At 53.6% G+C, this 26,189-nt stretch carries 19 protein-coding genes and 9 pseudogenes; 10 read left to right on the forward strand and 18 right to left on the reverse strand.

The window, feature by feature from the left end:
• The first annotated feature begins 153 nt into the window (after window positions 1-153).
• Window positions 154-2,668 (forward strand): annotated as a pseudogene (locus KQP84_RS03440) (heavy metal translocating P-type ATPase).
• 222 nt (window positions 2,669-2,890) lie between these two features.
• Here the strand turns inward: KQP84_RS03440 and KQP84_RS25205 are convergent.
• A complete protein-coding gene (locus KQP84_RS25205) occupies window positions 2,891-3,217 on the reverse strand; it encodes a four-helix bundle copper-binding protein (RefSeq protein WP_252515209.1) in 327 nt (108 codons plus the stop codon).
• A gap of 291 nt (window positions 3,218-3,508) precedes the next feature.
• Window positions 3,509-3,739, reverse strand: coding sequence for a PcoE/SilE family metal-binding protein (locus tag KQP84_RS03445; RefSeq protein ID WP_215845242.1), 231 nt, complete (start codon window positions 3,737-3,739; stop codon window positions 3,509-3,511).
• Between the two features lie 285 nt (window positions 3,740-4,024).
• Between KQP84_RS03445 and KQP84_RS03450 the strand changes: the two genes are divergently transcribed.
• The 9 genes and pseudogenes from KQP84_RS03450 (at window position 4,025) to KQP84_RS03490 (ending at window position 12,317) form a co-directional block, all read left to right on the forward strand.
• On the forward strand, window positions 4,025-5,845 hold the full coding sequence (locus tag KQP84_RS03450) for a copper resistance system multicopper oxidase (protein WP_215845243.1): 1,821 nt from the start codon (window positions 4,025-4,027) through the stop codon (window positions 5,843-5,845).
• Window positions 5,846-5,978: 133 nt separating this feature from the next.
• Complete coding sequence (locus KQP84_RS03455) at window positions 5,979-6,788, forward strand: copper resistance protein B (RefSeq protein WP_143790218.1); 810 nt, start codon at window positions 5,979-5,981, stop codon at window positions 6,786-6,788.
• A 31-nt stretch (window positions 6,789-6,819) separates the two neighbouring features.
• Window positions 6,820-7,200 carry a copper homeostasis periplasmic binding protein CopC gene (gene copC / locus KQP84_RS03460; protein ID WP_110015871.1) on the forward strand — a complete coding sequence of 127 codons (381 nt, stop codon included), beginning with the start codon at window positions 6,820-6,822 and terminating at the stop codon, window positions 7,198-7,200.
• Between the two features lie 4 nt (window positions 7,201-7,204).
• Window positions 7,205-8,134 (forward strand): annotated as a pseudogene (copD, locus tag KQP84_RS03465) (copper homeostasis membrane protein CopD).
• Window positions 8,135-8,160: 26 nt separating this feature from the next.
• Window positions 8,161-8,839: pseudogene (locus KQP84_RS03470) on the forward strand (heavy metal response regulator transcription factor).
• Complete coding sequence (locus KQP84_RS03475) at window positions 8,836-10,242, forward strand: heavy metal sensor histidine kinase (protein WP_215845244.1); 1,407 nt, start codon at window positions 8,836-8,838, stop codon at window positions 10,240-10,242. The pseudogene KQP84_RS03470 and the gene KQP84_RS03475 overlap by 4 nt, the downstream one beginning before the upstream one ends.
• Before the next feature lie 127 nt (window positions 10,243-10,369).
• Window positions 10,370-10,719, forward strand: a pseudogene (gene copM, locus KQP84_RS03480) (CopM family metallochaperone).
• Window positions 10,720-11,177: 458 nt separating this feature from the next.
• Window positions 11,178-11,813 carry a recombinase family protein gene (locus KQP84_RS03485; protein WP_215845245.1) on the forward strand — a complete coding sequence of 212 codons (636 nt, stop codon included), beginning with the start codon at window positions 11,178-11,180 and terminating at the stop codon, window positions 11,811-11,813.
• A gap of 102 nt (window positions 11,814-11,915) precedes the next feature.
• Window positions 11,916-12,317 (forward strand): hypothetical protein, encoded by a 402-nt coding sequence (locus KQP84_RS03490; RefSeq protein WP_215845246.1) that lies wholly within the window; start codon window positions 11,916-11,918, stop codon window positions 12,315-12,317.
• Window positions 12,318-12,344: 27 nt separating this feature from the next.
• Here KQP84_RS03490 and KQP84_RS03495 read toward each other — a convergent pair.
• The 16 genes and pseudogenes from KQP84_RS03495 to KQP84_RS03570 form a co-directional block, all read right to left on the reverse strand.
• Window positions 12,345-13,851: pseudogene (locus KQP84_RS03495) on the reverse strand (conjugal transfer protein TraG N-terminal domain-containing protein).
• Window positions 13,851-14,216 (reverse strand): hypothetical protein, encoded by a 366-nt coding sequence (locus KQP84_RS03500; RefSeq protein ID WP_252515210.1) that lies wholly within the window; start codon window positions 14,214-14,216, stop codon window positions 13,851-13,853. Before KQP84_RS03500 ends, KQP84_RS03495 begins: the two are co-directional and overlap by 1 nt.
• 14 nt (window positions 14,217-14,230) lie before the next feature.
• Window positions 14,231-15,683, reverse strand: a pseudogene (locus tag KQP84_RS03505) (integrating conjugative element protein).
• Between the two features lie 8 nt (window positions 15,684-15,691).
• A complete protein-coding gene (locus KQP84_RS03510) occupies window positions 15,692-16,666 on the reverse strand; it encodes a TIGR03756 family integrating conjugative element protein (RefSeq protein WP_215845248.1) in 975 nt (324 codons plus the stop codon).
• Window positions 16,666-17,061, reverse strand: a complete 396-nt coding sequence (locus KQP84_RS03515) for a TIGR03757 family integrating conjugative element protein (protein ID WP_215845249.1) — start codon at window positions 17,059-17,061, stop codon at window positions 16,666-16,668. The genes KQP84_RS03510 and KQP84_RS03515 overlap by 1 nt, the downstream gene beginning before the upstream one ends.
• Before the next feature lie 380 nt (window positions 17,062-17,441).
• Window positions 17,442-17,633 carry a hypothetical protein gene (locus KQP84_RS03520; protein WP_215845250.1) on the reverse strand — a complete coding sequence of 64 codons (192 nt, stop codon included), beginning with the start codon at window positions 17,631-17,633 and terminating at the stop codon, window positions 17,442-17,444.
• 152 nt (window positions 17,634-17,785) lie between these two features.
• A complete protein-coding gene (locus KQP84_RS03525; RefSeq protein WP_252515211.1) occupies window positions 17,786-18,082 on the reverse strand; it encodes a hypothetical protein in 297 nt (98 codons plus the stop codon).
• Window positions 18,079-20,841, reverse strand: a pseudogene (locus KQP84_RS03530) (conjugative transfer ATPase). The gene KQP84_RS03525 and the pseudogene KQP84_RS03530 overlap by 4 nt, the downstream one beginning before the upstream one ends.
• Before the next feature lie 95 nt (window positions 20,842-20,936).
• Window positions 20,937-21,353 (reverse strand): TIGR03751 family conjugal transfer lipoprotein, encoded by a 417-nt coding sequence (locus tag KQP84_RS03535; protein WP_215845251.1) that lies wholly within the window; start codon window positions 21,351-21,353, stop codon window positions 20,937-20,939.
• 11 nt (window positions 21,354-21,364) lie between these two features.
• The gene (locus tag KQP84_RS03540) at window positions 21,365-22,900 is read right to left on the reverse strand and encodes a TIGR03752 family integrating conjugative element protein (RefSeq protein ID WP_215845252.1); all 1,536 of its coding nucleotides are present in this window, start codon (window positions 22,898-22,900) and stop codon (window positions 21,365-21,367) included.
• On the reverse strand, window positions 22,890-23,807 hold the full coding sequence (locus tag KQP84_RS03545) for a TIGR03749 family integrating conjugative element protein (protein ID WP_215845253.1): 918 nt from the start codon (window positions 23,805-23,807) through the stop codon (window positions 22,890-22,892). Before KQP84_RS03545 ends, KQP84_RS03540 begins: the two co-directional genes overlap by 11 nt.
• Window positions 23,807-24,463: a PFL_4703 family integrating conjugative element protein gene (locus tag KQP84_RS03550; RefSeq protein WP_215845254.1), complete on the reverse strand. Its 657-nt coding sequence runs from the start codon at window positions 24,461-24,463 to the stop codon at window positions 23,807-23,809. Before KQP84_RS03550 ends, KQP84_RS03545 begins: the two co-directional genes overlap by 1 nt.
• Window positions 24,460-24,823, reverse strand: a pseudogene (locus KQP84_RS03555) (TIGR03750 family conjugal transfer protein). Before KQP84_RS03555 ends, KQP84_RS03550 begins: the two are co-directional and overlap by 4 nt.
• A 13-nt stretch (window positions 24,824-24,836) precedes the next feature.
• A pseudogene (locus tag KQP84_RS03560) lies at window positions 24,837-25,237 on the reverse strand (TIGR03745 family integrating conjugative element membrane protein).
• Between the two features lie 31 nt (window positions 25,238-25,268).
• Complete coding sequence (locus tag KQP84_RS03565; RefSeq protein ID WP_145055653.1) at window positions 25,269-25,511, reverse strand: TIGR03758 family integrating conjugative element protein; 243 nt, start codon at window positions 25,509-25,511, stop codon at window positions 25,269-25,271.
• Window positions 25,511-25,846 (reverse strand): integrative conjugative element protein, RAQPRD family, encoded by a 336-nt coding sequence (locus KQP84_RS03570; RefSeq protein ID WP_215845255.1) that lies wholly within the window; start codon window positions 25,844-25,846, stop codon window positions 25,511-25,513. The genes KQP84_RS03565 and KQP84_RS03570 overlap by 1 nt, the downstream gene beginning before the upstream one ends.
• Window positions 25,847-26,189: the final 343 nt, after the last annotated feature.

Here is a 26,189-nt window from a genome sequence, read left to right on the forward strand (position 1 = left end):
GGTCTTTAATGCCAGTATACGTTATGAACGGGATAAAGATATGAGTGACTGCTGCAGTAATAAAAAATGTGGTTCTGCCGCAACCGGAGAGGAGGCGTCTGTTAAAAAAACGTTGCTGCCCCGGCAGAGGTATCCGGTAAAACGCCACAAAAAATGGCTGAAGCCACACCGGCCTGTTGCAGCACCGGCAGCTGCTGCTCACCGGACAGCCTGAGTCAGCCATCCGAACCGGTTACAGAGCATACCCGCAACGATGAAGTTCAGACGCGTCTGCGCATCATGCAGATGGACTGCCCGACGGAGGAGACGCTCCTCCGAAAAAACTGGCAAAATTACCTGCCATCAGCAATCTTGACTTCAATCTGATGCAGAGGGTGCTCACCGTGACCCATACGCCGCAGGCGCTGGAGCCGGTTCTGCAGGCGGTGCGCTCGCTGGGTTTTGACCCGGAACCGATTGATAAAGCAATGCAGCCTGAAGGCAGCTGCTGTTCAGGCCGTGAGGCGGAAAGCACCGGCGGTTCCTGCTGCGCGCCTGCCCCTGTCACATTTGGTGAGCTGCAGACGCAGCAGGTGACCGCTGACGGGGTGCGTACCAGTATCAGGATCATGCAGATGGACTGCCCGGTAGAGGAGGGCATGATCCGTAAAAAGCTGGACGGCATGTCAGCCGTGAAGGAACTGGATTTCAATCTTATGCAGCGCGTACTGACGGTGGTTCACGCACCGGATGCGCTGGAGCCGGTTCTGGCCGCCATTCGTTCGCTGGGCTTTGAACCTGAACTTCCTGACAGCAATGGCCGGCACGCGGTCACTGAGGGAAAGAAAAACCCTGGTGGCCGCTGGCGCTTGCCGGTGTGGCGGCAATCGCCGCCGAAGCCATGCACTGGACGGGCATGCCGGAATGGCTGGAAGCGGCTCTTGCTCTGGCTGCCGTTGCGGCCTGTGGCGTGTCCACATACAAAAAAGGCTGGATTGCACTGCGCAACGGCAACCTGAATATCAACGCGCTGATGAGTATTGCCGTCACCGGGGCGCTGGCGCTCGGACAGTGGCCGGAAGCCGCCATGGTAATGGTGCTGTTCACGATTGCGGAACTGATTGAAGCGAAGTCTCTTGATCGCGCCCGCAATGCCATCGGCTCTCTGATGAAGCTGACGCCTGAAACGGCCACGGTTCAGCAGCCGGACGGCTCCTGGAAAGAAACTGAGGCCAGGTCTGTATCCATTAACAGCTTGGTCAGGGTAAAACCTGGCGAGCGTATCGCCCTCGACGGCACGGTGATCCGGGGCAGGACCGCCATTAATCAGGCACCCATTACCGGCGAAAGCCTGCCGGTGGATAAAGGGGAAGGCGACCCTGTCTTCGCCGGGACGGTCAACGGCTCCGGTGGCTTTGAGTACCGGGTAACGGCCGCTGCCGGAAATACCACGCTGGCGCGTATCATTCATGCTGTGGCGGAAGCGCAGGGGGCAAAAGCCCCTACGCAGCGCTTTGTTGATCGCTTTGCGCAAATATATACCCCTGTGGTGTTTGCTATTGCTCTCGCAGTTGCCCTTCTCCCGCCGCTGATTGCAGGTGGAAGCTGGCAGGAATGGATTTACAAAGCGCTGGTGATGCTGGTTATCGCCTGCCCCTGTGCGCTGGTCATTTCCACGCCAGTGACCATTGTCAGCGGCCTGACGGCAGCAGCCCGCCGGGGGATATTGATCAAGGGCGGCGTTTATCTTGAAGAAGGCCGAAAGCTGAAGTGGCTGGCGCTCGACAAGACCGGCACACTGACGCACGGTAAGCCGGTACAGACGGATGCGATTATCTATACCGGTGTGTCAGAAGACGAGGGGCGCAGGCTGGCTGTGAGCCTGGCAGGTTACTCCGATCATCCGGTTTCGCAGGCTGTATCGGCGGCATCAGATGGCATTCAGCGTTATGAAGTAGAAAACTTTGAGGCTCTGCCGGGCCGTGGCGTGCGCGGCGTCATCAACGGTCAAACCTACAATCTGGGGAATCTGAGGCTGGCTGAAGAAACGTTGCGTTGCCCGGAAGCGGTCAGGGCTGCACTAACGGAACTGGAGGCCGGGGGTAAAACGGTCATCATGCTCTCTGACACTCATCAGGTGCTTGGGCTGTTTGCGGTGGCTGATACGGTGAAGGAAAGCAGCCGCGAGGCTATAAGGCAGTTGCATAGTCTGGGTGTCAAAACGCTCATGCTGACCGGAGACAATGCGCACACGGCGCTGGCCATTGCCGGTCAGGTTGGTATCGATGAGGCGCGTGGGGATCAACTGCCGGAAGATAAACTGCGTGCCGTGGAAACATTTACGGCGCAGGGCACGACCGGCATGGTGGGCGACGGCATCAATGATGCACCGGCGCTGGCCCGCGCCGATATCGGCTTTGCCATGGGCGCAATGGGCACGGATACCGCCATCGAGACTGCCGATGTGGCCCTCATGGACGATGATTTGCGTAAAATTCCGGCTTTTGTCCGGCTCTCCAGGCAGACGTATAATGTTCTGGTTCAGAATATCGTTATGGCTATTGGGATCAAGGCAGTTTTTCTGGCCCTGACCATTGCCGGTATGGGGACCATGTGGATGGCCGTATTCGCGGATGTGGGTGCAAGCCTGCTTGTTGTGGCAAACGGGCTACGCCTGTTGCGTAAGTAGTCGGTATGGTTCCGTCCTGCCCGTAATCATGCCGCAGTCCAGAGCCCTCGCCACCTGAACAGTTTACAGGGCTCGTTCAGGTGGCCCTGTCTTTTGTTGCGCATCATCTGCTCCTACTGCGTTTTTCCCGCAAAGGGTCAGGCAGGGCTGGCGACGTCAATTTTCTGCTTTCTGGCGCATGAAGTAGCTGTCCCTTGCTTCGTACCGCGGATGACAGCAAAGTCATGCAGCCATATTTCTGCACTCCTGAGCACAATGGTGGCATGCTTCTGCGCATTTTTTACAGTGTTCGTGCTCATGCCGGGCGCACTCATCCCCGCATTTCTGGCAGGCTTCAGCGCAGATCCTGCAGATTTCTGTAGCAAACTCACTGTCAAGCGTCATTAATTTTGCCGCCATCCTGCAGATACTTGCGCACTGCATGTCCTGCCTTATGCATTCACGCATCATCCCGAGCTGAGGCTCCTTCAGGCACGACGCGGCACAGTAATCACAGGTTGCGGCACAGATGTAGCAGGCTTCAATGCAGTTGCGATAATGCTCTGACATATTGTCCTCTCTCACTCGGCTTGTTTGCGAATAAGTGTTAAGCCTGGAACAAAATCATTATTGTCGCAAAGATACCGCTGTATTCAGCACGGCTGGCAGTTTAACAAGGCGGAAAGCAGGAAAGGTGGTAAAAAAGAGCCCGTCGCAGCAAGACGGGCCGGCTTACGTAAGCCTTGAAAGAAGATTTACCGGAAAAAGCATTAATGATGAGGGTAAAACACAACCACATCCCGGATCAGTAACAGAAACGGACAGAAAATACCGGGCGAACCTTCTGTCCGGTGCGACCCGTTATTTTTCCTGCTGCATCATCCTGCGGTGCATATCAATGATGCTCTGATGTGCTGCAGAATTTGCATTATCCATACTCTGGTGCGCCAGGATGGCACGCTCATGATCATTCATCATGGCAGCAGCGTTGTTAGTTACCTGACCGTCCGGCTCTGAAACAGGATGCGGCTGTGCCCATACTGATGAGGCGGAAAACAGGGCCAGAAGAGAAACAAACATTAATTTTTTCATGTCGGCTGTCCTTACGAGTAAAAGTTAAATAATGGCGGGCCGGACGCTCTCCGGCTTCAGTCATTTTTATCGTACAGGAGAAAAATGCTTCCGATCGAAAATGACAGAAATGTAATGTAAAAACAGTAAGTTCCAACATTACACAATTGTAATCATGCCCGTCTTTCAGCTGTGATAGCTTTCCGGTAACAAAAAATAAACTTCCTGAACGGTAAGCACGGCTTGTGCTTGCGGAGCGGAGAGATTTTTCTCCCGGGATACTGTGAATTTTGCCGGAGCTCAGTCATGGAACTTAAAAGTTCACGACGTAATTTTATTAAAGGGATAACCGCCGCCGGTCTCGTGGGCGGCCTGGGGCTGAGAACGTTTGATGCGCTCTCGGCGGTAAGCCTGATGCAGTCCCGCACGCTGACCGGGACCGACTTTGATCTGTTTATCGGCGAAACGCCACTGAATATCACCGGTACGACCCGTTATGCAAAAACCATAAATGCGGGACTTCCGGGGCCGCTGCTGCGCTGGAAAGAAGGCGACACTGTCACGTTAAGGGTAAAAAACCGCCTGTCAGAGCCGACCTCTGTTCACTGGCATGGCATTATCCTGCCGGCAAATATGGATGGCGTACCGGGTCTCAGTTTTCACGGTATCGAACCGGACGACACGTATGTTTACTCCTTTAAAATAAAGCAGAACGGAACTTACTGGTATCACAGCCATTCCGGTCTGCAGGAGCAGGAAGGAGTATACGGTCCGATTATTATCGATGCCGCTGAACCTGAGCCGTTTCAGTGGGACAGCGAGCAGGTTGTGCTGCTGACCGACTGGTCTGATGAAAAAGCCGCAGACATTCTCGCAAAACTGAAAAAGCAGTCAGATTATTACAACTTCGCTAAACCCACCGCTACCGACTTTTTCCGTGATGCGCGGGAGAAAGGCCTCGCGAATACGCTGGCTGACCGGAAAATGTGGGCTGAAATGAAGATGAACCCGACAGATCTGGCCGACGTCAGTGGTTTCACATACACCTACCTGATGAACGGACAGGGACCCGGTAAAAACTGGACCGGTCTGTTCCGTAAAGGCGAGAAAGTACGCCTGCGCTTCATTAACGGCTCGGCCATGTCTTATTTTGACGTTCGTATTCCCGGCCTGAAAATGACGGTCGTGGCTGCAGACGGACAGTATGTCACCCCCGTGTCCGTTGATGAGTTCCGTATCGCCGTTGCCGAAACTTTCGATGTGATCGTAGAGCCGACTGATGATGCTTACACTATTTTTGCTCAGTCTATGGACCGCAGCGGCTATGCACGTGGCACGCTTGCCGTCCGGGAGGGGCTGTCAGCAACGGTTCCGAAACCCGATCCGCGTCCCTGGCTGACCATGGATGATATGGGTATGGGCGGGATGGATCATGGCAGCATGGGCGGGATGGATCACAGTCAGATGCAGGGCATGAACGGCGGCGATATGCTGAGTATGGATGGTTCAGATATACCAGCCCCTCCAGCAGACAGCATGGCGGGAATGGATCACAGCGCCATGAGCGGTATGGATCACGCAAGCATGGCTGGCATGAGTGACATGCAAAAACATCCGGCTTCCGAAACGAATAACCCTCTGGTCGATATGCAGGCAATGATGCCGGCAGCAAAATTAAATGACCCGGGCATCGGCCTGCGTAATAACGGCAGAAAAGTTCTGACTTATGCCGACCTGAAAAGTACGTTTGAGGATCCGGACGGCCGTGAACCCTCCCGTACCATCGAACTGCACCTTACGGGCCATATGGAAAAGTTTGCCTGGTCTTTCAACGGCATCAAATTCTCAGATTCAGAACCGGTTACGCTCCGCTACGGTGAACGCGTTCGTATCGTACTGGTCAACGACACCATGATGACGCACCCCATTCATCTTCACGGTATGTGGAGTGATCTTGAAGACGAGGATGGCAACTTCCAGGTACGTAAACATACCATTGATATGCCTCCGGGAACCCGCCGCAGCTATCGCGTCACGGCTGACGCACTCGGGCGGTGGGCCTATCACTGCCATCTTCTTTTCCATATGGAAACGGGCATGTTTCGTGAAGTCCGGGTCATTGAATGAGGTACTGCTGATGTCAGTTTCAGGGTGGAGTGATATGAAAAAGAATGTGTCGCGTTCTGCGGCAGGATTACTGGTTTGGTCTGCACTTGCCGGAACGACGTTTACACCCGTCTATGCCGCGCCAGCGCATAACATGCAGCAGCATGATATGTCAGGGATGGAGCATTCTGCTATGGGCGGGATGGAGCCGATGGATGGTATGGAGTCCATGCAACCCGCTGCGTCAGCAGAAAGCAGAACGCCCATCCCGCCGGTTACCGAGGCTGACCGTAAGGCGGCATTTCCGGATGTCCACGGTCATAAAGTTCATGACAGCAGCGTGAATTACTTTCTGCTTGCCGATCAGCTGGAATGGCAGAAAAACAACGATCCTGGCGGATTCAGCTGGGATGTGAGCGGCTGGATTGGGGGTGACATTGACCGGCTCTGGATGCGCAGCGAAGGCGAAACCAGCGACGGTAAAGCTGAATCCGCAGAAGTGCAGGCACTGTGGGGACATGCCATTACGCCCTGGTGGGACGTGGTTGCCGGGGCCCGACAGGATTTCCGGCCCGGAAAGCCCCAGACCTGGCTTGCCGCCGGCCTGCAGGGAATGGCCCTTTACAATTTTGAAACCGAGCTGACAGCGTTTGCCGGCGAGAAGGGGCGAACTGCGCTGAGGCTGGAGGCGGATTACGATGTGCTGCTGACCAACCGTCTGATCCTGCAGCCTTCCTTTGAAGCCAATCTTTACGGGAAAGATGATGAAGCGCGTGAAACCGGTAAGGGACTGTCCAGTACGGAACTTTCACTGCGCCTTCGCTACGAGGTGAAACGTGAGTTTGCTCCATACGTCGGGGTTTCCTGGAGCCAGCTTTACGGTAATACCGCCGATATGGCTGCCCGTGAAGGAGAAAAAGATAACGAAGTGCGTTTCCTTCTCGGGGCACGCATGTGGTTCTGATGCAGTTAATTCAAACAAGACAGGTATTATAATGAAACATTCATCTGCTAAGTATTTCATCGCTGTTGTGGCTTCTGTCACTGCTTTCGCTGTCCAGGCACATCCTGAACTGGCTTCATCAGTGCCTTCAGACAAGGCACAGGTTGCGGCTCCGTCAAAAGTAGAGCTTCACTTCACCGAAAATCTGGTGACCAAATTCTCTGGCGCACGTCTGATAATGACTGCCATGCCGGGCATGTCATCGCACGCGCCAATGCCTGTTGCAGCTAAAGTTGCAGCCGGCAGCGATCCCAAAACCATGATTATCACGCCGGCAAAACCGCTGCCCGCCGGGACTTATAAGGTGGAATGGCGTGCGGTGTCATCTGACACACATCCCCGTACCGGCAACTACAGTTTTAGCGTGAAGTAATGCTATGAACGATCAGACTTTTATTGTCATCCGGTTTCTTCTTTACCTTGATCTTATGGTTCTTTTTGGCCTGCCTTTATTTGAGCTTTATGCCCTGAAAGGCGTCTTAAAAAAACCGGTATCTTTGTTCAGCGTCTGGTCGTTCTTTTTCACGCTCATTTCTGCCGGGATTGTGTTGTCACTGGCAAACATGCTGCTGGTTGCCCAGTCTATGAGCGGCGTCAGCGACCCCGGTGAGCTGACTCTGCACATTATTGAAATGGTGGTCGGCGAGACCGCTGTTGGCATGAGCTGGGTTGTCCGGCTCGTTGCCCTGACTATCGCCTTTGTCGGGCTCGGTCTGCGGCTCAGGAATGCCGTACTTTCACGTTATGTTTTGATGCTGGCAGGCGGTACGGCGCTGGCGACCCTGGCGTGGGGGGCATGCAGCCATGAATGACGGTGTGAGCTATTACGTCCATCTGTTGAGCGATATTGTTCATCTTTCCGCAGCCGGTGCCTGGGTAGGTGCCCTGACGGCTTTTACCGTTCTGCTGAGTATAAAAAAGCCAGTAAAGCGGCTTATGCACTGCAGCTGTCCGGGGCATTAACGGGATTTGCCCGTGCCGGCACGGTTATTGTGATAAGCATCGTGATCACGGCAGTGGTTAATTTCGTGCTTATCACAGAAAAGCCACTGAGCACTTTGCCGGGAAGCGTTTACGGCCTGCTGCTGGTAATAAAGACCGCTCTGTTTTTTCTGATGTTATTGCTGGCTGCCGCCAACCGCTTCCGGCTTGCACCAAAGCTGGAAAATGCCCTGCTTCAGGGCCACTATAAGGCGGGTATTGCACTGATGCGTAAAAGCATTATTACAGAATTTACCGTAGCGGTACTGATACTGGCAATTGTTGCCTGGCTGGGCACCCTGTCGCCAGGAACCGGTATGGAGTAACAATTAACTGCAGGAAAAAACGCACCATGACAACCATGCTGATTGTTGAGGATGAACTGAAGACCGGTACTTACCTGAAGCAGGGACTCCAGGAAGCAGGCTATGACGTGACCCTGGTGAACGACGGGCGTCAGGGCCTGGAGCATATTCTGCGTCAGCATTATGACCTGATAATCCTGGACGTCATGCTGCCCTCAATGGACGGCTGGGATATCCTGCAGCAGATGCGCATGGCACGCCACGAAGAGCCCGTCCTGTTCCTGACGGCCAGAGATAACGTCAGCGAAAAAATTAAAGGGCTCGATCTGGGCGCGGATGATTACCTGCTAAAACCTTTCGATTTTGCCGAGCTTCTGGCCCGCATCCGCACGCTGCTCAGGCGTAACCGTACACAGGCTTCAGGAAACCACAGCATTGCAGATCTGATCATGGACGCCTCCCGCCGGACCGTGAGCCGGTCGGGAAAAAATTCACCTGTCTACCAAAGAGTTTGTGCTGCTTGAGCTGTTGTTACAGCGAACCGGAGAGGTTTTGCCAAGAAACCTGCTTTCCTCCCTGGTCTGGAATATTAATTTTGAAAGCGATACCAATGTCATTGACGTTGCCGTCAGGCGGCTTCGCAGCAAGGTAGATGATGACTTTACGCCAAAGCTCATTCATACCGTGCGGGGCATCGGTTATGTTCTGGAGATACGTGAAGAGTGAAGCGTAACTGGTCCCTGACTACACGGCTGAGCGTGATATTTGCCGGTGTAATGATGTCTGCCTGGCTTCTTTCCAGCGTCCTGCTTGTTGCTGCCCTGAGCAGCTATTTTCGCCATCAGGATGCCGCACTGCTGACAGGAAAGCTTGAGCTGGCAACCGAACTACTGGAAAGTGAAGCTGATTCCGGGCAGCCAGACAGTGCTTCGCTTGCACGCAAGGTTGCCGATGCCATGGTAGGTCACAGCGGGTTGTATCTGTCGATTAAAACGTCGGATAACCGGTTACTTGCCGACTATTCCTCGCCCGGTTTTCCGCTTCCTTACGGACGTTTTGCCAGCGAAGCCGCATATCCGGATACGATGCAGACAGTAGAGGATGAAGGCTGGCGTTATAATGTTATTGTCAGAAAAATCAGTGCGCAGAAAACAGGCGGACAACATGATGTCCTGATAACAGCCGCTTATGATACCGGCTTTCATGATGAATTTATCAGCCAGCTTAAAAAATGGCTGATCTGGTTCAACGGCGGGCTGATGTTCATTTCGGTATTACTGGGCTGGTTTGTCACAAGGATGGGTCTCAAGCCGCTGAATGAATTAAACCGTCTGGCCTCCGCTGTCACCATCAACAACCTCAGTAAACGTCTTCCTGCGCGCAATCTGCCGGCCGAGCTGATGGCTACCGTGGCTGAATTCAACAGCATGCTTGAAAGGCTGGAGAAATCCTTCAGGCGCCTTTCTGAGTTTTCATCGGACATTGCCCATGAGCTGCGTACCCCTGTCAGTAACCTGATGATGCAGACGCAGGTTGCCCTGTCCCGGGATCGGGATGCAGCCAGTTACCGGGAGGTACTTTTCTCTAATCTGGAAGAGCTGAGCCGGCTTGCAAGAATGAGCAGCGACATGCTTTTTCTGGCGAAGTCAGAAAATGGCCTGATGATACTGGAGAAGCAGAACGTCTCCTTGCACGAAGAACTCGAGGAACTGATTGATTTCTTTGAGCCTCTTGCTGGTGAAAATCATAAAACGCTGAAGCTTAAAGGTGATGCTCTCGTCAGAGGCGATCGCCTGATGCTGCGTCGTGCGCTGAGTAATCTGATCACCAACGCCATAAAATATTCTCTGCCGGGCTCTGCCATATCCGTATCAGCAGAGCATAACTCGGACAGGGCCTTTGTACATATTTCCAATCACACAGAAGATATTGCACCGGAAAGTCTGGGCCGACTGTTTGACCGTTTTTACCGGGGTGATGCATCCAGGCAGCATAATACGGATGGCGCGGGACTCGGTCTTTCTATTACGCGGTCCATTTTGCTGGCCCATGAAGGCGATCTGCAGGTAGCCGTGAATGATAATGTCATTACGTTCACGGCCATCATGCCGGCAACAGAGGGACCGTAATAACAAAACTTTCCGGGCTAAAATTTCATGATTTGAACTGCTCTGTATCAAGGTTATGTTCCCGGACATATGAAAGGATGCCCGGGAAAACCTGAAGTAAATATCTTACCTATAAAGGAGTTACCTTATGAAAAAACCGCATATGATTCTTGCCTCCCTGCTGCTTGTCCTGCCGGCTGCGGTTATGGCTCAGCAACCGGCCTCAAAAATGACGCATGAGATGAGCATGTCTCCGGCCTCAAAAGAGTACATGTCAGGTATGCAAAAGATGCACAGTAGCATGATGAATGCCCTGAAGGAGCAGGACGCTGACAGGGCGTTTGCCAAAGGCATGATCGAGCATCACAGGGGGCGATTGCCATGGCTGAAACGGAGCTGAAATACGGGAAAGATCCGGAAATGAAGAAGATGGCAGAAGATGTCATCAAGGCGCAGAAAAGTGAAATAGAGCACATGGAAGCGTGGCTGAAAAAATAACGGTCATCCGGCTTTATAAATGCTCTGAAGGGTTCTGCCCAAAGAACCCTTCAGTAAGCTTACATCCATTATACGCTCAGCTAAACCGGTTTAATTTTCCAGCGTCATCATGCAGATATATCTGACACCACTACGTTAAAGCCTGATTATCACCAACTGATATTAAGGGATAACCGTGTTTAAATAATCGTACCTCAATCAACTAATTTCATATTTTATTTTAACCTAATTAAATGGAATCTTGTTTTTAATATTATCAAAGACATAAAACACAAATAAAAAAACGAGATGTTTTTGAGTGAATTCAACCGGTTAATATTGCAGTTGTTATCATTTTATTATGACATTTGAGTATACCCTAATGTCATAGGCTAAAAAGGTATAGAATTTCCCATATGTCATAACCTAAATGTCATGTATGGTAATGTCATCACCTATGTGTCACTACCGGTTATAAAATGTACATTTTTGCATATTTACGCGCTTCGACTCATGAACAAGATGCACAGCGAGCAAAAAATCGACTGGAATCTTTCGTTAGAGAAAAAGGACATCGAATTGCCAGCTGGTACGTTGAGAATGTTTCAGGGGCTTCACTGCATCGCCCAGAACTAATTCGTCTGCTGGAAAATGCCGCTCCAGGAGACGCTATCCTAATCGAGCAGGTAGATAGGTTGTCACGCCTCGACGATCAGGGATGGCTTCGACTGAAATCTCTTATTAGCGAGAAGCACCTCTGTGTCATCAGCCTTGATTTACCTACCAGTCATGCTGCACTGGAAAAACATGTCAGTGACGACTTCACCGCCGCAATGCTGCGTGCGATTAATGGCATGATGCTAGATATGTTGGCTGCGATCGCGCGTAAAGACTATCAAGACCGCCGACGTCGGCAGGAAGAAGGGATCGTAAAAGCAAAGGACAAAGGAAAATTTAAAGGAAGGCAGCCAGACCTGGCGCTTCATCTTAACATAATCAGGCTTCGGGTAGAGAACGGGCTTAGCATTCGCGATACAGCCTCTTTATGCGGAGTTTCAGAACGAACTGTTATTCGCATAGCGAAAGCTCATGCGGAACAGCAAACATGTTCGTAAAGTAGCGGGAATACAAATATGAACTGTTCAGGTCTGTCTTTGAAGATAGGCAGTAAAAAGGCTTACTGAACTAGTGAATTTTGAAATTATGAGGTGTGAATTATGGAAAACTCAGCTTTCAAAAGAGGTGCCAGTGCGGCTGGATTCTGGCTGAGGTTCTCAAAAAGTGCCCGGGCAGCTAATAGTACTTGTGTGGCATGGACTTTAAAGCACAGATTACCCACTTTCATTGGCCGCTTGCCGGTTCCTATCGCTTGTTTTGCGGTTTTGAGTCTCGCTGTAGTTGGCGGCATGTTTGTTGGCACCATTCTGGTACTCGGAGCAATATTTCTCTACATGCTTAGTAACTTGGCTATTAGCGGTGCTCAGGATGATGACATTACAGAAAGACAAAGCGGCCATCAGTATCGCGATGGTAATGATGGTTTTGGTATGTATAGTGGTCCACAAAACGTTACTGTCACTTCTTCAAGAGTTGATCACAATGATGACGATGATTGGTAGGGGATTTACCCTACCAATCATTAAGGATTAGAGTTTCGCAGTTTTCTTCGCTAGCTCTACACCACTACCGCCTGCCTGTTGAACCTGCGAGGTTCCACTTTTAAATGCTCCATCTAAAGCACCTCCAATACGAACTCCCGCCCATGATAGAGCGCCCATCCACACCGCAGGGAGAACCAAGAACATGGTAGCCATAACGAAATTCATAATTAGGTCATCGGAACTGTTCTGAAATCCAGCCATGTTAAAGCTGCTATGCGTGTCAGAGCTGTATAGCGCTGTCAGTAGCCAGCTGTCGAGCCAGCGAGCCAGCTCCCACCAGAAAGTAAGGAAGTTCAATGCAAAGAGCACAAACGAGAGCGTTATGACAGTTTTAATCTCATAGGCGGAGAACGCCAGAATAAGCGGCAAAATCACCACAATTGCCATGAGCAGCACTGCCTGTACCATCGGCAGCGCCTGACGCATGGCATCAAATGCCGGAAACGCAGCTAGACTGCCTAATGCAGTACCGCCGATCGCAGCTACGCGGGTGACGGAATTGTCGAGTGTAAAATCGGCGTTACCACCGTAGCCGGCATAAACATGTCCGCCCTGTGAGACCGTCAGGCTCTCCGGGCTGACCAAACGCCGGATAATAGCTTCTTTATAATCAGCGGCATTGCCGCCGATCATGGTCATGGCAGCTGACAGGCGGGTCCATAATCCTGGGTCAGCCTGATCGATTACGCGGGCCTGTAGTCCGGTTTCAGCTTTATTCCACCACTCACTACAGGTCGGATAGCCCCCGGCCAGTGTCCGGCCTTCCGCTGTCACGGTTTTCGCTCCAGGGGAACTCTGCGCGGGGAGTTTTTGATTGCAGGCTGCCGTAATAATTACTCAGGAAGGTTTTGCTGCCGATCCACTCAATATCACGCAGAGTAGCTTTGTCTTTTGTCTGACCCTGATCCTGACGTTTCCACATATACAGCGCGAGTGAATAGCAGTCATTAGTAAAGTCCTGCAGTTCTTCCGCGAGAGCTTTATTGTTAATGCGCGTATGCTGAACTTCAAACCGGAGCTGACGCATGTCAGGACGGCAGGGGATAGTGGCCACAGACGCCTGCGTGATCCCCTTTGCCAGCTTATGAATCAGATACCACCATACTGGCGCGGCTGCTGTCTGATCGTTAATGCTGGATATGACTGGCGAATATCCAGTGTTATCGGGCGCTTTTGGCGTCCATGTGCCGCAGGATTGCGCCCGCGATGTATCATATTTAATGGTACTCATGTCCACATTCATTAGCGGCATACAGCAGGCAATCATGACCAGAAAAGAAGTGTAAATAGCATGTTCCATGCGGGGTATGGACAGGGCACCTTTATTTCCCTCATCTTCACCTTCTTCACGCACTTTCAGCCAGATGCCGATAAGCCGGAAAGCTACCGGTACGGCAAAAAGTCCGGTCGTGATGAGAATGTTCCAGAGCCCGTTGTTAACAACCCAGCCGAGCAGGGTAAGGAAATACTCCAGATAGCTGTTTGTCAGCATCATGACGCTCCTGTGCCGCCGAGCAGCACCAGTTCACAGACAACGGCAAAAATGACGCTGACCGCCGCGATGCGGATCAGCGGCTGACGGTATTGCGGAGCGAAGCCTGGCGCCCGGAAAACTTTCATAAACCCCCACGCCAGCGCACCATAAACAGCCAGGCGCCATACCAGCCAGCCATAGCGGGCATGATCCATCCAGTCACGGAATGCAGCGGCCTGAGCGGGATTTTTAACGGCTTTGTCCGCAACAATGAGCCCGGCCAGCATGAATGCCAGCAGAGCGCCGGCAGTACACAGCACGCGAAGCAGAGCAGGGTGGCGGCGGAAAAATGAGGCGCGGTTCGCGCCGTTTTTGGTTCTCATCGGCTGCGCCCTCATCAGTTGCTTTCCGTTTCTGGAACGGCCAGACGGTTAATGCGACTGTCGGTGCTGTCGTCGCTCTGCGTCTGAGGATTGCTGTTAACTCGCCCGTTTTCCCGATCGATAATGGTGAGTACAGAATTACGTGACAGCTCGCGCTTGAGCTCCATTTCATTTCTTAATGCCGTGATTTCACGATCGATGGCCGCCACGCGCCGGTCCCCTTCCTCGATAGCCGCATTCTGTGCCGCTGCGTTAGGTTCGGACATGCCGGTCACAATCATGCGGCGCATAATCAGCGCGGTTTCAACCGTGTCAGCCATTGCAAGCTCGCCGGCGAGGCGGGCGGTCAGGGCTGCGTTATCAGGATCTCTCTGCAGTGCTCTGATAACACCTGCAGTGATGGGTAAACTGCCGGTTTTAAGCTTTGCCAGATTCGCCGCGTTCGGCTGCTCGGTGCCATTGACGAGTTTTACTAGCTGCTCAGTATTCTCTTTAGTGGTCTCTTCCAGGATGGGCGCAAAGCCGGTGCCGGCCTGCGTAGCGCCAGGCTGTTGTTCGTCATCGCCACTGGTACACTGAGAGGCATCACTGCAGGTGCGCAGGGAACTGTCCCCCACCACCTGAACCACGGATTTGGCCGCTTCTTCAGCGCTCGCATATTTTTCACAGACTCCCCGTTACAGCTGTTGCTGCTGACCGTGTCAGAGCTCAGCACCGGCAGGCTGTTCATCATGTTGAACCCCGCAGCCGTTAAGTCATGCGTTGGCCGGATAGCCTGCTGACCCTGCCCCCTCGTTTCTGTCCGCCAATCCAATTCTGACCGGAGTTACCCTGCAGCTTGTCCGCTGAATTGTTCACGCGCACGGCATCCGCATCTCCGCTGTTAACAAGCGAGCGGTACTCATCCATTACCGCGCCCTGCGTCCATTTGTTGTTACCGGCAAAATCCATCATGCGTTTTGACATGTTCTGACAGTTGAGCTGGGCCTTATCAAAGGAGACGTTAGCCTGCAACACGCCGTTTGTGAGCATGTCGTACAGGCCGGGATTGGCACGCTGAATAATCATTGCCGGCAGGCTGGCTACGGCACCGGTGGCGTTCTGAACCACGTCGCCCATGAGGTTTTTGAAGCCGTTTGTTACCCCGTTGAGCTGATTGCCAACGGTTGTTTTCAGGTCGAAATTGCCGCACATCAGATCGCTGCTCCATCCAACGTTCATGCCAAGTTTGCGCATGCTGCTGCGCGTTGCCGGCTGTGAGATGACAGATCCGCCACCGAGCGTATAGTAGAGCTTGTCAGAGACCGCGCCGCTGACGTCCTTGCCGTAGCCTATGGCGCTGTTGTTCACTGAAGGAAGTGAAATACCGAATGCGCTGGACTGATTATCGTCGGCCGCCTGCGCGGATAGCGCTGCGGCAGCGATGAAGAGTACAAGCGCGGCCGGTTTGAATTTAACTGGTGACATGGTGCCTCTCAGAAGTCAGTTGAATAGAGGAAGGTCTGGCCGCGCCGCTTGCAGCAGCTGTAGGGCTGCCACAGTGCATACGCTTCGTTGCCGTCCTGAGCGATGGGGTATGCGCCGTCAGGAAAAACCGCACAGGAGGCTGAAAGCGTGGGCGACAGGCGCTGCCATTTATGATTTGCCGTGCCCGTTTTTTCCTTCACCTCACCGGGCGGCCAGTAGCCGGCTTTGCGGGAACCTTTAAGTACCTGATAAACGTGGGGCTGTCCGGAGCGGGTAATAATGTCGGCGACGCGCTGCGCGACCACGGCGGACGCTTTGTCATCGTCTGCCTGGCTGACGAAGCCGGAGCGGGGGTAAATATTCCCCCACATGTTCGCGCTGGCCTGGCTGCCCAGTTCACGCTGTCCCGGGATCAGCGCCTCAGGATAAAGCGACTCAGGCAACCCCGATCGCCACACAAGTGAATCCAGCGTGCTCAGAAAGTAAGGATTGAATGGGGTGGCGGCCGTATCACATGAGTAACCGGCAATGCTGCCCCCAATAACTGAGGTGGCCGGATGGCCGATTGCATCGGCGTATTTGAATTTGATATTCGACTTGCGCTGCCCGGGATTCTTAATGTCGCCAGCGTTGCCGCCGCCGGCCGGCGCACCACTGGTTAGCGCGTTGTCGATCGTGCCGGATGCACCGCTCATAAATGCCATCTCTGACCAGGGATTTCCTCCGGGTCCGGTGTAGGTTGACACAACCACCTCAGGGATAAAATGCGTCACCTTAACGGAGGTTTTCACCGAACAACCAAACGGCGTACACATCAGCCAGTAACAGATGCCGCTGACGCGCCAGCTGATACAGTCCTGGGTAATGGCGCTGGCAATAATGCCGGCGGTATTAATGGCTGAAACCGTTGCGGGAGCCGCTGCTGCTGCAAGCACCGTGGCAACGCCGGCCGTCTGAAAGTGTTTTCTGAGGGCGAAACGCATCAGTTATCCCCCTGTGCGCGAAGCATGTCGGCGCGGGCAACGTCGGCCGTGCCATAAACCACATCCCGATCATCGAAAACGACGGCGGGGAATTTATGTAGCCCAATCTCCCATGCATGTACGACCTGGCGGTACGCTTCAGCAATCTGCTCCTGCTGTCCGGGCCATTGAGGTGACTGAATGATTTTGCGGGCCTGTTGAGCGGCCAGCTGCGGATCTGCAGCCAGTTCGCCAAAAATGGAATCCTGCAGGCGGTCAGACCCATCCAGCCACACAACTGTGGCCTCTTCAGTCAGATTCATAGGGGGATGATCAGCATCGGTATAAACAACGGTGCCGGCCAACAGCTGAAACGGTATAAACAGGAAAAATGATTGCAAAAGCCTGAGTCGCATAGCGGATCTCCGTCACGGTAACAGGCCGTCAGAGTGTCAGCACGTGGTCAGGGATTCAGCAGTAAACTCTTTTTCGGAATTTAAAAATTTCTGATGGGAGGTTGTAGGTATCGGACTGTAACTGAGGGAATCCGGCAAGATGGATTAGCGGGGATACCCCGCTCTGTCATATCAGGCGCGACCTGCGCTACTGTGCTTAAGATACTGCTTAAAAAACACGCCTTTAAGCTCATCTTCTGTCGGTATTTCACCTTCTACAGAAAGCCTGGCGTGTATAAGCGACATATTAGACTTTTCGCTGATGGGCTTAAGAACAGGGCTGGTACGGATGAGGCCCATGACGGCGTCCTGAAACTCCCTGTCATGGTGAGTCAGACTCGTCAACACAGCGATGCCGGCTTTAACATCACGAAGCTCACCCCTCTTTTTGCCAGGCATACCATATATAGGTTTGAGTCAGGCAAACTCCAGAAAGTGTCAGCCATTCCTGGCTGATGGGTCGTTTCAAAGCTGGTAATGCTTTCTCCGCCGGCATTAACTTTGAATGCAGCAAGGGATATTGAAAGTGCCATTCGATCTCCTTCTTAAAAACCGGCTCAAAGAGCCGGGAATAGATAATATGTTGCTTAATCTCTGAATAATTCATTAATCCACAGAGTTAAAAAAACCATATCTGCGGCATCGGGTACATTTACATGCCAGCGCGGCGAATCAAATTCATTGTTCAGGGGAGTCCGGCGCGGCCTTCCTGCGTCAGCAGAATGTCCGCACGTTTACCCCTGCTGTCCTCAAGATGAACCGACACGCAGCTGCTTTTACCGATACGATGCGGGTTACAGATAATCGTGACCGGCGGTTGCAGCCTCAACCTCAGCGCGTTTTTCATTGCTGCCAAACGCTCGGCCGTTGTTGCCGTCATCGCGGGTTCCCCCTGAGGATGCATGCTGAACATGACAGGGGTTGGCGTTTCGTCCGGCGCAGGGCGCTGGGTCAGAGGTTGCGCATATTTAAGCTTAATCATGCGGTCAGCATCTCTCTCTTATCATTGTGTTCGGCCATCCCGGCCGCATCTTCCGTCATCAATCCCCGCAGACGATCCAGTTTCTTCGCTACGAGAATAGCAGCATCGAGCTCGGAACAGTTATGTTTACGCATCAGTGCCTTACGTTCGGCTTTCTCTTCTTTCTCTGTCATCCCGAGCGCGAGGTATAGGCTGGGTGGTACAGCGCGGAACAGTGCTTCAATTTTTTCGAGAGCACCACGCCTTCGGTGTAGCACCGTGACAGCTTACTGGCGGAAAGCAGTACGGCTTTTTGCTCTTCTGAAAGCGTCCGGAAGCGGGCAATATCCTCGACCTCTTTTTTCGGCATCGTCAGGCAGATCCACCATTCCGCCATATTCAGCATCTTGCCGGCTGCGTTCGGGTAGTCCTCAAGGTTCTGTGTGGCAAGCCACAACCATGCGCCAAGCTTACGCCACATCTTGACCACTTTGGTCATGTAGGGGGCGAGAAGTGGGTTCACTGTCACAACGTGCGCCTCATCAACGGTAAAAACAATGTCGCGCTCAAGGTACTGGTCCCGCTCGGCAATATTGTTAATGGTGTTGGTCAGCGACACCATCGTCAGAGCCATCTGCGCTTCATATCCCTCGCGGGCAAGGTGTGCGAGGTCAATCAGGGTAACGTCAGCCTCTGGCCAGAGAGAGCCTTCCTGGTTGAAGAGCTCTGCCTCAAAGCTTCCCTGCTGCGTAAACATGCCCAGAGATTCGGCCATTTCAGCCGCTTTCGCCCGGCGGGTTTCGTTACGCACCTGTCCACTGACGTTTTCAGTCTCCAGTGAAATGGCGTTGAGCGCATTCTGCAGATCGCCCGGTAGCATCTGGCGTCCTTCATCCAGGGTTTTCCGTGCGGCCATGATCAGCGCTTCACGGATCATGGCGCGGTCGGCACGTTTCAGTGCGGCATCTTCCTTCGGATCGCCGCCTGTTATCATCATTCGGGCAGAAATTTCCATTTCGCCCAGAATGTCGCGCTTGCCGTTTTCTTCATCATTGTCCGGATCATCTTCAATGTCCGGCAGGTCACTCTCATCAATTGCCGGAGCGGGCGCATCACTGTCAAACAGCTTATGCGCATCAGCAAAGGGCGGCAGGGATACACCGCTGCCGGGTTTGACGCTGACCTTGTTAACCGTGAGGTCCAGACTTTCAAAGTAGTCTGCGGTCAGCCCGAAGCTGTTACCGGCTTCCGCAATGAACAGGCGCGGACGGTGAACGGCCATCAGCTGACAGAGCATTGAGCAGAGCGTGGCGGATTTACCCGCACCGGTCGGTCCGAACAGCAGCATATGAGCATTCTGAGACCGGTCGTCCTTGTTCAGTGGATCAAAGTCCAGTACATCGCCGCCACGGTTAAAAAAGCTGAACCCGGCATTACCGGTCCCGGTTTCGCGGCCGGTAACGGGCAGCAGCCCGGCAATGTGCTGGACCCACGTTAGGCGGGTATACCAGTTTTTCCTGTCATGCTGCGGGTTAAAACACATCGGCAAGGCGCGCAGCCAGGTATTCAGCGGACCGGTTTCATGTTCAGCGCGTACCGGCTGCAGTCCTTCATTCAAAAGTACCGTGCTGAGCTCGATGCGCTTGCGATTCATTTCGAGCATGTCTTTTGCGCGGAGAAAAAGGTGATGGCCGCGCGATAAAGTTTGTGACGGTTACCCAGCAGCTCCTTGACCGCGGCTACGTCCTGGCGGACGCGTCCCGATTCGGTATTCTCGCCGATGGCGTTTTTAGCCAGGCGGTTAAACTTCTCTTCCAGCGTGTCCTGTGGCTCAGCAACAACCGTCATGCACAGCATGGTGCCTTCAGGAAACGTGTCCATCAGCGCGTTAATTTTTTCTCTCCCCGACTCTTTTCGCCGGTGAGCGTGCCAGGTTCGGGCGGCTTACGCAGGCGCTCCACGGAAATGGCAGAATGTGCAATGTTATCCAGCCACCACACGCCGTTCTCAACGTCAGAACGTGGTGGCGTAAACAGCAGGGTTTCGGCAAAATCATTTTCTACTGGGATCATTCCTTCTGGCGTGTCGCGGCTGTCCTCATAGGCAGCCGCGCGGTAAAACGCTTCTTTATCCATGCCTTCGGGCGCAGGATTGAACGTTCTCAACAGCCAGGCGTGTACCTGCTGGCCGTTCTGACGCGTGCAGTTAATGCTGACGCTCGAAAAGGCGCTGCAAAGCCGCTCGCACGCCTGATTCAGCATGCCAATGGGTGACATCAGATCACCGCTGTTTTTGGTTGCCCAGCGGTAGATAACCATGCGCGTGCTGCGCTGCTGCCCGCGCCACGGCTGCCCGGTAATCAGTTTGTCTTCAAACAAACCTTCAGGACGCGCAATCCCGCGCATGTGCTGCTCTGTTTCCCTGAGCCACGCTTCAGTAAACTCACTGCCCTGCGCGTGCGGCTTGACGTATCCGCGCAGACGGTCAAGGTAAGCGTCAACGTTATTCTCATCCTGACAGTAGAACTGAACGATCCACGGGTTGTTCGCCAGATCGTCAAAGCTGTCCTGCAGCGCATCTTCCACCACGTCCCGGATTTGCTCTAGGCGCTCGTCAGGACGGCCTTCTGTCGCCGCCGGCGTTACTTCATAGACGGCACCAACGGAAATGCCATCATCGAGAAGCAGGCACTGCTCCTCATCCAGAAACTCTGCCCACGGCAGGTAATCAACGATGGACGGATTGTGTGCATAAACGCGCTTTTCGTCTGCCTGTGACATTTTACCGGGGCGGACTACGGGTTCCGGCCCTGCCTGGTCAGAAACATCATGTAACTGAGGCGCGTTTTTAGCGGGTTTTTTAAACAGTCCAAACATTACAGCGCCTCCGTGCGTTCACCAGGCATGGCGTACTGCGTCTGGTCATAGAAGGGGAAAACGGTGCTGTAACCCGGCACAGGGGTATTTCCCTGTGCGAGATGCGGGAACACGTACATCACCATGTCAGGATTAGGCAGGCGCGGGAACTGCTGGCTGATTTCAGATTCCTGCGTGCGGCTGTAGCTGCGATCGTCGCTGAGTGCGGCCTGCTGTTCGCTATCCGAAAGTCCACGGCGCAGGGTGCTGCGTGCTTCACTGCCGCGTGTCGCGCCTGATTCTCCGTCGGTGCCTTTCCACAGCTCCAGCATATTGCTGTTGCCCGGTGGCAGCATTTCATCTTTGTTTGTGGAGCAGCCGGCAAGCGCGCTGGCCGCAATAATCATGAAAATCCCGAATTTTGCAGTAACACTCATTGTCATTCTCCTCAGTCCAGTCCGCCGGTGCTGCCGTCTTCGCCTGGCAGGGTGAAGTCATACCGGACGCGCCGGCCCTTATCTTCGTAATCGATCGCCAGCTCGCGAGTAATGTGTACGGCGAGTTTTGCTCCCGGCTGTACGTAAATAGCATCAAAAGTTTGCCCGTAGCGCTGTTTAACCCACTCAGTGATTTCATCAGAGCTGCCTGAAATGGCCTTCCCCAGAACGGCCTGTCCGGCATCGCCGGTCAGCGTAGAGGTCACGCCGCCGTAAGCGTTGGTTTGGCTTGTCGTCTGGTTCTGGCCGATTGCGTCGCCCGCTGCGCCAGCCGCGCCCAGCAGTCCGATTGTTGGCAGATAGCTTGAGGCATTAGACTTGCGCGTGCCGGAGATGCAGGGGATCCCGTTTTCATCTGAGATCCAGCCGATGCCGCCACTGGTGCCGGTATCCTTTCCGCCGTTCTGGTTAGTGTTATTGCCACCTTTGCCGCTGCGGTCCGGTTTCGGCAGAGTACGTACGGTGCCGTCGGTGAACACGAATGTGACGCTGTTGACTTGACCACGCACGCATGACAGAGTCCAGTCGCCTGAAGCGGTGCCGGAGACAATTGCGCCCTCAACGTCCGGCAGCTCGAGGCCGTTGGCCGTCAGGTTGTCTTTGCCAATAAGCACCTTGAAAGGATATGGGTCGGTTACGGTGCCATTGATCGGCACGCGACCAAGCAGCGCCGTCATTGCGCGGCTGCCAATCAGGGTCGAGTTCTCCGGAAGCGTATAAACCGGTTCGGCTTCCTCTTCCGCGCCTTTTTCAGAGGTTGAGCCCTTAACCTGCTGCTCATAGCTGCCTTTTTGCTTCGTCAGCGCGTTTTCACTGAGAAACGACGTGGGAAATTTAGATTCGCCGGCGCTGCTGCCCGATGCTCCATTATTCTGCGCTGAAGAAGTGGATGGACTGTCCTGCGGCGTGACCCACATCAGGCCATCACTGCCGGAAGCCGGGGCATTGCCACCGCCTGCACCCATGCCGTCGAGACCTAGACCCAGCGGAATATCGCTGTCTGCACCTTTTGCCTTGTCAGCAATACCCTTACCGGCATTCTGCAATTTATTCGTCAGTTCGTTGATTTTTGAGGTCAGAACGTTCTGCTGCTGTCGTATCTGATTCTCACGCTCGTGATAGCTTTTTTCCACGCCCTGAACTGCTTCATTGACCTGGCCGGAAACATTGCTGTTGCGCTCGCGTAATTTTTTATTCTCGTCAAGTAGCTGAGCATTCTGCTTATTCAGAGAGTCCTGCTGCTGGCGAACAGCGTTAAGTGAGCCCACGATGGTTTTGAGCGTATCCTGCGGCGTATCGCCCTCGATGCCGAGTGCCTTAAGCTCCTGCGGTGACAGATTCTTCAGCGCATCATCTGTCTGCGCATGTGCGGCCTGCGCGACGGGCTCCTGCGGCTTGCTTTTAAAGCTTTTCACCGCAATAAATCCGCCGCCGATCAGAATGGCCGGAACCAGCACTTTAACCAGACCGTTCGACTTAATTTTCATAGCGGATCACCTTCTGGTCTGGGCGTGAAGCGCCCTTACGGGCAATGGACGGCTCGCGCACGAAAGCGTCATCAGGGCGGCCGGCCGTGACCAGGTAAAGCGTGGTGGTATCTTCCGGCGTGCCGGCGGCACCCAGCCAGCGATGCTGGAAGGTGGCAGTTACAAACTGTCCCTGCAGTTCGCGCGGATCGAGTACAACTTTCTGTGACGAGCTATTGCGGATCCTGAGCGCTACGACGGTGCGACCGGCCACGCCCCAGCCGGCTACCGGCGTCACGGTCACGGGTGCGGAAGGGTACAGTGTTGTAATGCGTGACGGCAGGTGCGGATTAACGGGGTGAATGCCCGGCACAGCTTCAACGGTGCGCACCGGCGCATAAAGATTATGGGCTGCGTAGCGCGTCAACAGCACGGGAATGGGAGCCTTATAGCTGACCTTTTTACGCTTCGCCTGAGTGCTGTTGCTGTCACTACCGGATTTCTGTTCTGTACCAGCGGCCGCACTGCTGACCGTGCTGACGTCACCGCTGTAAATGATTTTAACCGGCTCGGCTGACGCAGTGGCGATCGTCCGAACGTCCAGCAGGATTACTTCACCGCTTTCCATATCCTGCAGCTGCAGACGGGTCTGGGGAAAATCACTGTCAGCTTTGAGATACACCGCGCCGCCGGTGCTCTGCACGCGCAGCTTGCCATTCAATGCAGGCGGAAAACCCACGCGTACGTTTTTATCAACAAAGATCACGCGTTCCTGACCCGTTTTAAGGGGTATCTGCAGCGGTACGCGCTCCCATTTCATCAGTTCGTCCGCCTGTACCGGCGCGGAATGCATTACGACGACCGGCAGCAATGAAAGCGATATAGCGACAAGGCAGGCGCAGGAACGGAAGGTTAATGATGGATTCATCAGAACATCCCCTTATTATTTTGTTTTGGCTGTTCGGGCGCGGCAGACAGGCGCTGTGGAATGCCGTCATAACAGTCCAGCGCCATGCCAAACGGGTTTGTCTCAGAGTCTCCGTCCCAGCGCACGACTTTCAGGGGATAACGCACCATGGCACGTTTCACCGGCTCGGTGAGGTAATACTCATCGGCAACAAGATCGAGTTTTACGGTCCAGTTATCGCGATCGATAACCTTCACGCTATCACCTGAATAACCCCTACCAGGAATTTCGTACACAACACGCACACGATCTGTAAGCTCGTTCTTCTCACCGCGTACCTTCGCGTCCTCCTCAAGAAACGCCTTGCACTGGGGTGTCAGGTAAGGCGAAAGCGACTGTATACGCGCGGGATAATCCGCTTTACCGTTTTTAGGCCAGGCGTTGAGCTGCTGAAAGATGTAATACGCAAATCCGTAGACGGTCGGAGGCGGGATTTCCCACCACGGGCGCGTACTGCCCTTGCGCAGGTCTGGCGGGTTGTGGATGGTCAGCTTTTCTGGCGCTCTCATCCAGCCACCCATCGCAGTCACCAGTAACAGCAGCAATACGATGCAGGCCGCCCGCAGTGTGAAAATATGCTGATCACGGCCCTTAACCGCGTGGCGAAAACGACTCATTTGCTACTCCTGAGGTTTTTGCTGCGTCGCAGGGACCAGCCCCGCGAATGAATGATTAACCTGATATCTCCCAGCCCTATGCGGCACTTTTTCAGTTCAAACTGCTGCCAGAGATAACTCTCCGGTTTTCCCCGCTTTTTGCTGGCGAGCCATTTACCGCCAAAGGCAATGAAAAAAGTGGGAAAAGCAGCGTGCTGGTAGGAATGGCAAGCCAGCCGAAAAAGAATGCGAATGGCAGCGAGAGTACAAATCCGAATAAAACGCCAGTCAGCGCCGCCAGACCTAACTCGGGGGTATTAAACCCCGGAATACGACAGGCTCTGAGTTCAGGCGATCCGGTAAAAATTTAATGGTCGCCATCGTGAAAGATTCCTTAGCCGATGACTTCTGCTGATTTGCCCAGCAGCCAGATAACCGCGACCAGCATCACAACCCCGACCACGACAATGGAGCCGAATTTAGTCCAGGATGCACGGTCATTGCGCACTTCACCGAAGGTAACAAGGCCAGCTTCTGCAACCTTAAAGAATGCGAATCCACATAGCACAAGCCCCCGAGAACGAGCCCGTCCTGAACATGGCCGCTAAGCGTTCCCATCAAACCTGTGCCCGTACCGCTGGAGCTTGGACCCTCAACAGTTGGCAGGTCGGCAAGAGCGGGTTTGGCGGCAAAAGCACTCAGCAGGCCAGCCGTCAGGATACGTGCCCAAGCTGATTTAGCTTTAGCCTGTGTTTTAGCGGTCACGCGGGTTGTTGCAGATACGAATTTAAACATGATTTCACCTGTAAAAAGAGTTGATTGAGAGTTAACTGCAAAACATCCAGATACTTACGACTAACAATAAAACTGAGCGGACAACCGCTCTGCCCATTGCGCCTTCCTTCAAACGCTGATTTGTCCAGCCTGAGTAAACATCAACGATTGCCCATGCTGCCCAGAAGAAAAGGAAACCGATCAACAGTCCGAGACAGAGCAGGTGCAGCAGATTCGGTTCAACATTTCCGGAAGCCGCTTTAAAAGCAGTCTCCTGCGCAGCGGTCATCGCCATCAGGGACGCTCCCGGCGGTAATTTCCCGCTACGCCTGACAAATCGCGTGGCTGAGCACGCGTTGGTTCTAGATAACGGTCAATGCCGGCGCTGATGGTCTTTAGATCGCTACTAGCCCGCTGATAATCGAAGTAATAGCGGCCACGCTCTGACGGATCAGCCTGAGCTGCGGCAACCCGCGCCCGTTCCAGCGAAGCCTGAACCTGGACGATCATTCGCTGTGCGGATGCCAGCTCGTCTTTCTCAGATGCAGACGCCGGAGAGGACGTGAGAAAAGTCAGGCCCAGCACACCGCCGCATAAAAGAAGTCGTGTTGCCGGACGAAGAGATTTCATATGCACCTCCAGTGGTTGTTGAGTGCGGTAAGCATGCGAAATCTGGCCTCCGGGTTCAGCCGTTAACTCTTTTTGGGAAAATAAAAATTTAGAGAGCTGCGCAAATGCCGCTTGAATCAGAGGTGATATGGAGTGTTTGTTGTAACTAATTCAAATGAACTGACGCACCGCTATGCAGCTTGTCTGCTGACGGCAGGCACCTGAAAACAAGTTTCAGATGCCTCCGCCCAGCTCTGGGAGAACGAGACTGGCATGATAAATTTATTTCCGGTGCGAATAATTAATAGAGTGTTTTGGTAGTACGCCGATGAAAAAATCGCAGACTGAAAAGTCAGGCTGCGAT

Origin of the sequence: Candidatus Pantoea bituminis (assembly GCF_018842675.1) — a bacterium.
Taxonomy (GTDB): domain Bacteria; phylum Pseudomonadota; class Gammaproteobacteria; order Enterobacterales; family Enterobacteriaceae; genus Pantoea; species Pantoea phytostimulans.

Bases quoted from the DNA above. Each gene is read 5' to 3' on its own strand.
- KQP84_RS25205 (WP_252515209.1), bottom strand. From the start codon at position 3,217: ATGTCAGAGCATTATCGCAACTGCATTGAAGCCTGCTACATCTGTGCC.
- KQP84_RS03445 (WP_215845242.1), bottom strand. From the start codon at position 3,739: ATGAAAAAATTAATGTTTGTTTCTCTTCTGGCCCTGTTTTCCGCCTCA.
- KQP84_RS03450 (WP_215845243.1), top strand. From the start codon at position 4,025: ATGGAACTTAAAAGTTCACGACGTAATTTTATTAAAGGGATAACCGCC.
- KQP84_RS03455 (WP_143790218.1), top strand. From the start codon at position 5,979: ATGCAGCAGCATGATATGTCAGGGATGGAGCATTCTGCTATGGGCGGG.
- copC (WP_110015871.1), top strand. From the start codon at position 6,820: ATGAAACATTCATCTGCTAAGTATTTCATCGCTGTTGTGGCTTCTGTC.
- KQP84_RS03485 (WP_215845245.1), top strand. From the start codon at position 11,178: ATGTACATTTTTGCATATTTACGCGCTTCGACTCATGAACAAGATGCA.
- KQP84_RS03490 (WP_215845246.1), top strand. From the start codon at position 11,916: ATGGAAAACTCAGCTTTCAAAAGAGGTGCCAGTGCGGCTGGATTCTGG.
- KQP84_RS03500 (WP_252515210.1), bottom strand. From the start codon at position 14,216: ATGAGAACCAAAAACGGCGCGAACCGCGCCTCATTTTTCCGCCGCCAC.
- KQP84_RS03510 (WP_215845248.1), bottom strand. From the start codon at position 16,666: ATGCGTTTCGCCCTCAGAAAACACTTTCAGACGGCCGGCGTTGCCACG.
- KQP84_RS03515 (WP_215845249.1), bottom strand. From the start codon at position 17,061: ATGCGACTCAGGCTTTTGCAATCATTTTTCCTGTTTATACCGTTTCAG.
- KQP84_RS03520 (WP_215845250.1), bottom strand. From the start codon at position 17,633: ATGGCACTTTCAATATCCCTTGCTGCATTCAAAGTTAATGCCGGCGGA.
- KQP84_RS03525 (WP_252515211.1), bottom strand. From the start codon at position 18,082: ATGATTAAGCTTAAATATGCGCAACCTCTGACCCAGCGCCCTGCGCCG.
- KQP84_RS03535 (WP_215845251.1), bottom strand. From the start codon at position 21,353: ATGAGTGTTACTGCAAAATTCGGGATTTTCATGATTATTGCGGCCAGC.
- KQP84_RS03540 (WP_215845252.1), bottom strand. From the start codon at position 22,900: ATGAAAATTAAGTCGAACGGTCTGGTTAAAGTGCTGGTTCCGGCCATT.
- KQP84_RS03545 (WP_215845253.1), bottom strand. From the start codon at position 23,807: ATGAATCCATCATTAACCTTCCGTTCCTGCGCCTGCCTTGTCGCTATA.
- KQP84_RS03550 (WP_215845254.1), bottom strand. From the start codon at position 24,463: ATGAGTCGTTTTCGCCACGCGGTTAAGGGCCGTGATCAGCATATTTTC.
- KQP84_RS03565 (WP_145055653.1), bottom strand. From the start codon at position 25,511: ATGGCGATGACCGCTGCGCAGGAGACTGCTTTTAAAGCGGCTTCCGGA.
- KQP84_RS03570 (WP_215845255.1), bottom strand. From the start codon at position 25,846: ATGAAATCTCTTCGTCCGGCAACACGACTTCTTTTATGCGGCGGTGTG.